The 4,246-nt window shown below is 65.6% G+C and carries 5 protein-coding genes; 4 read left to right on the forward strand and 1 reads right to left on the reverse strand.

The features are described 5' to 3' along the window. Positions 1-808 (forward strand): ferritin family protein (locus ABW137_RS36490; RefSeq protein ID WP_526407957.1); only part of this gene is annotated, 808 nt, incomplete at its 5' end. Positions 809-985: 177 nt separating this feature from the next. Here the strand turns inward: ABW137_RS36490 and ABW137_RS36495 are convergent. After that, a complete protein-coding gene (locus ABW137_RS36495) occupies positions 986-1,174 on the reverse strand; it encodes a hypothetical protein (protein WP_526407959.1) in 189 nt (62 codons plus the stop codon). Between the two features lie 366 nt (positions 1,175-1,540). On the opposite strand from ABW137_RS36495, the gene ABW137_RS36500 reads away from it, so the two are divergent. From ABW137_RS36500 to dnaK, 3 genes are all read left to right on the forward strand, one after another. Next, on the forward strand, positions 1,541-2,041 hold the full coding sequence (locus ABW137_RS36500; RefSeq protein WP_526407961.1) for an Hsp20/alpha crystallin family protein: 501 nt from the start codon (positions 1,541-1,543) through the stop codon (positions 2,039-2,041). An 8-nt stretch (positions 2,042-2,049) separates the two neighbouring features. Further along, a complete protein-coding gene (locus ABW137_RS36505; RefSeq protein ID WP_526407963.1) occupies positions 2,050-2,553 on the forward strand; it encodes a general stress protein in 504 nt (167 codons plus the stop codon). 3 nt (positions 2,554-2,556) lie between these two features. After that, positions 2,557-4,246: molecular chaperone DnaK (gene dnaK, locus ABW137_RS36510; protein WP_526407965.1), on the forward strand; the 1,690-nt coding region annotated here is incomplete at its 3' end.

Genomic DNA, 4,246 nt, shown 5'->3' on the forward strand with positions numbered 1-4,246 from the left:
CTGGGACCAGTTCGCCGACCCACGCAGCACCACCTACCGGATCTACACCCAGCTGCAGGACGGTCGTGAAGACGTCGTCGACGGCCTGCTCCGGGAGATCGACGACACGGGCTACGACGCGCAGCTCGACGACGAGTGGGTGCGGTTCCTCGACCGCTGGTATTCCCCACTGCGCTTCCCGGTGCACGGGTTGCAGATGCTGGCCGCCTACGTCGCACAGATGGCACCCTCCTCCAGAATCACGAATTGTGCCGCCTTCCAGACGGGTGACGAAATGCGTCGGGTGCAACGGATCGCTTATCGCACTGTGCAATTGGCCGGTTCGCCACTCGGCGAGGAGGCCGTGGCGCGCCAGCGTTCGACGTGGGAGGAAGCTCCCGCGTTCCAACCGCTGCGCGAGCTCATCGAACGTGCGCTGGTCGCCTATGACTGGGACGAGTCCTTCATCGTGACTAACGCGGTCATCAAGCCCCGGATCGACCGCCTCGTCAACCAGGACATCGCGGGCACGCTCGCGACCGCCAACGGCGACCCGATCCTGACGAGTATCCACTTCTCGCTCGACGAGGATGCTCGCTGGCATCGCGAGTGGACCGCGGCGCTGATTAGGCACATCGTCGACGCCGACACCGCCAATGCCGAGGTGGTGTCGGGCTGGATTGAGAAGTGGAGTCCATTGGCGTCCGACGCGCTGGAGGCCCTCGCCGGCGTCACCGCGGAGGCGCCGGTGCCGTTCGACCCCACTGCGGTGGCCGCCCGCATCACAGACGAGGTTTCGCGCGAGTTGAACGTGGCGCGCAAGCGCTGACTCGGCCGATCACGCCGCCGTGCGCAGGCCCTTGCAAGACTCCCGCTATGCCTTAAGGCCGCACATGTTCTCCGACAAGGAGTCTGGCAAGTCGTTACGGCCGTCGCGCGCGCAGGGAGGTACCGCTGGTTGCGAGCAGCGGCGGCTCGCGTGGCCGTGCGGACTGCTGGAGGGTGTTCACGGTGTCATGGCATGCGCAGGCGGGCAGTCACCCCGGCGCAGGACCACGAATTGATCGGCCAGCCAGACCAACGCCGGACCGTTCGGATCCACGCCGGGCAGCAGGTCGAGCATCGTGTGGGCATCACCCACGCACTGCACCAGAAACTCCCGCTCCTTCTTCTCCAGCCCAGCCTGTGTCGTCATGGTGAGATCCTTCCCAAATCCGTCGCAGAGGCGGCGGGTCCGCCCACCCCGGTACCTTGGCGCACGATCCGGCCGCTGTCGCCGACCTGGAGGCGTGAGGAAGTAGTGCCCGCATCGTCCTAGGGAGACAGGTGAAGTGCCGTCGCGCCGCTTCCCGGGGCAGAGGGTGGAGTGGATTCCTCCGCGGAATGCGTCCTTCCGTGCTGACAGGACCAATTCCGACCAACATTTCTGGCTCGTTGGGAGCACGCGGTCGCCGAATTCGCTTGCCAGACTCGTTGTTCGGAAGCTATCGGCGGGCGGTGCGTACGGGGCATCGGCTGCCGGAGCCTCTCGTACTTCCGTCCTTCGAACCTAGGAGTAGTCATGGCTTTGATGCGATTCGATCCGTTCCGCGAACTTGATCGGTTGGCCGAGCAGGCGTTGGCCGGTGCGCGTACTGCGCGCTCGCTGCCGATGGAGGCGTTGCGGCGCGGTGACCAATTCGTCGTCGCCCTCGACGTCCCGGGCATGAAGCCCGAAGACATCGACGTCACGGTCGAGCGCAACGTCATCGAGATCACGGCGCGTCGCCGTCCGCTGCGCCAGGAGCACGACGAACTGCTCGTCGACGAGCGGCCCCAAGGCGAGTTCCGGCGCCAACTGTTTCTCGGCGACAACCTCGATCCGAACAGACTGAGCGCGGCTTGTGACCACGGCGTGCTGACGTTGACCATCCCGGTCTCGGAGCGGAGCAAGCCCCGCAAGGTGGAAATCGACACCGCCAACGAAGCTCAGCAGGCCATCGCGACCGAATCCGCGCCCCACCAAACCGAATCCGCGCCACGACAAACCGAACCCGCGGCCCAACAAACGGTGAACGCGTAGGAGGAGTGATGGCTGTGCATTCAACGGCGCGGACCTCGGCGGTGCGCCCCAATGAGCCGGCTCGCCAGGTGATCGCCACCTTCGACAACTACGCCGACGCCGAACGTGCGGTCGACTACCTGTCAGACCAGGGATTCGAGGTGAACCGGGTGGCGATCATGGGTCGCGATCTAGAGTACGTGGAACAGGTTCTGGGCCGCCTGAACTACGGCGGGGCGACGCTGCGCGGGGCCGGTTCGGGCGCCCTGGTCGGCGCGCTAATTGGCTGGATCTTCGGGCTGTTCAACTGGATCTCGCCGTTGGTTTCGGCGTTCGTCCTGGCTGGCTGCGGCCTGGTCTTCGGCGCCATCGTGGGCGCCCTGTTCGGCCTGCTTGCGCATGCAATGCAACGTGGCCACCGCGACTTCCACTCGACAAGCGCGCTTCGACCGAGGTCCTACGACGTCGTTGCGAACGTGGAAGTGGCTGATCGTGCGCTGCAACTCCTCACCAGTGGCAATCGAAAGGAATAGACGATGGCAACAGCGGTAGGCATCGATCTCGGGACGACCAACTCAGTGATCGCCGCGTGGCAGGGCGGAGAGCCCGTCGTGATCCCGAACACCGAGGGCGCGCGCACCACACCTTCGGTGGTCGCATTCGCGGAGAACGGCGAGCGACTGGTCGGACAGCTGGCCAGGCGGCAGTCGATCATGAATCCAAAGGGCACCATCTACTCGGCGAAACGCTTCATCGGTCGCCGCTTCGACGAGATATCGGAGGAAGCCAAGGCCGTCAGCTTCGACGTCGTCGAGGGCGACGGTGGCGCTGCCCGGTTCGACGTGCGCGGCAGGCAGTACTCACCGGAGGAGATCAGCGCGCAAGTCCTCCGCAAGCTGGTCGACGACGCGAGCAAGTTCCTCGGGGAGCGAGTCAAGGAAGCCGTGATCACCGTTCCGGCGTACTTCAACGACGCGCAACGCAACGCCACCAAGGATGCCGGCCGAATCGCCGGATTGGACGTGCTGCGCATCATCAACGAACCCACCGCCGCCGCGTTGGCGTACGGATTGGACAAGAAGGGCCACGAGACCGTGCTGGTCTTCGACCTCGGCGGCGGCACATTCGACGTCAGCCTCCTCGACGTCGGTGACGGGGTGGTCGAGGTCCGCTCCACCGCGGGTGATTCCCATCTCGGTGGGGACGACTTCGACCACCGGCTGGTGGACTATCTCGCCGACGAGTTTCAACGTGAGAACAACATCGACCTCCGCAAGGATTCGCAGGCGCTGCAGCGGCTGTTCGAGGCGGCAGAGAAGGCGAAGGTCGAACTGTCGTCGGTGACTCAGACGCAGGTCAACCTGCCGTTCGTCACCGCCGACGCCAACGGCCCCAAGCACCTCACGATGACCGTCAACCGGTCCAAGTTCGAGGAACTGGTGCACGATCTGGTGGAGCGCTGCATGGGTCCGGTCAAGCAGGCGATGGACGACGCCAAGGTGACGGCGAACGACATCGACGAGGTCATCCTGGTCGGCGGGTCGACCCGGATCCCCGCCGTCCAGGCCCTCGTCCGCCGGCTCACCGGCGGCAAGGACCCGAACATGACCGTCAACCCCGACGAAGTCGTGGCCATGGGTGCCGCAATCCAGGCGGGCGTGCTGAAGGGCGAGGTCTCCGACGTGTTGCTGCTCGACGTCACCCCACTCTCGCTCGGTGTGGAGACCGCCGGCGGTGTGATGACCAAGATCCTCGAGCGCAACACCACCATTCCTGCTCGACGCAGCGAGGTGTTCAGCACCGCGGCAGACAACCAGCCGGCCGTGGACATCGTTGTGTTGCAGGGCGAACGTGAGATGGCACACGACAACCGCGTCCTCGGCAGGTTCAAGCTGGAGAACATCCGTCCGGCCCCGCGCGGTGAGCCCCAGATCGAGGTCACGTTCGACGTCGACGCCAACGGCATCCTGCACGTCACCGCCCGCGACAAGGACACCGGCGCCGAGCAGAGCATCACCATCAGTGAGCAGTCGAACCTCGACAAGAACGAGGTCGAGCGGATGCTCGCCGAGGCCGAGGCCCATCGCCGCGACGACGAAGAGCTGCGCAAGCAGGTCGACGCGCGCAACGAACTCGACTCGGCGGCATACCAAGTCGAGCGCCGCCTCGCCGAGTTGGGCGACTCCGCGGCGCCCCATGACCGGGCCCGTGCCGAGATGCTGGTCA

Origin of the sequence: Mycobacterium sp., from assembly GCF_040509115.1 — a bacterium.
Taxonomy (GTDB): Bacteria; Actinomycetota; Actinomycetes; order Mycobacteriales; family Mycobacteriaceae; genus Mycobacterium.

Excerpts from the sequence above, each read along its gene's own strand:
- ABW137_RS36495 (WP_526407959.1), bottom strand. The coding sequence starts at position 1,174 with ATGACGACACAGGCTGGGCTGGAGAAGAAGGAGCGGGAGTTTCTGGTG.
- ABW137_RS36505 (WP_526407963.1), top strand. The coding sequence starts at position 2,050 with ATGGCTGTGCATTCAACGGCGCGGACCTCGGCGGTGCGCCCCAATGAG.
- ABW137_RS36500 (WP_526407961.1), top strand. The coding sequence starts at position 1,541 with ATGGCTTTGATGCGATTCGATCCGTTCCGCGAACTTGATCGGTTGGCC.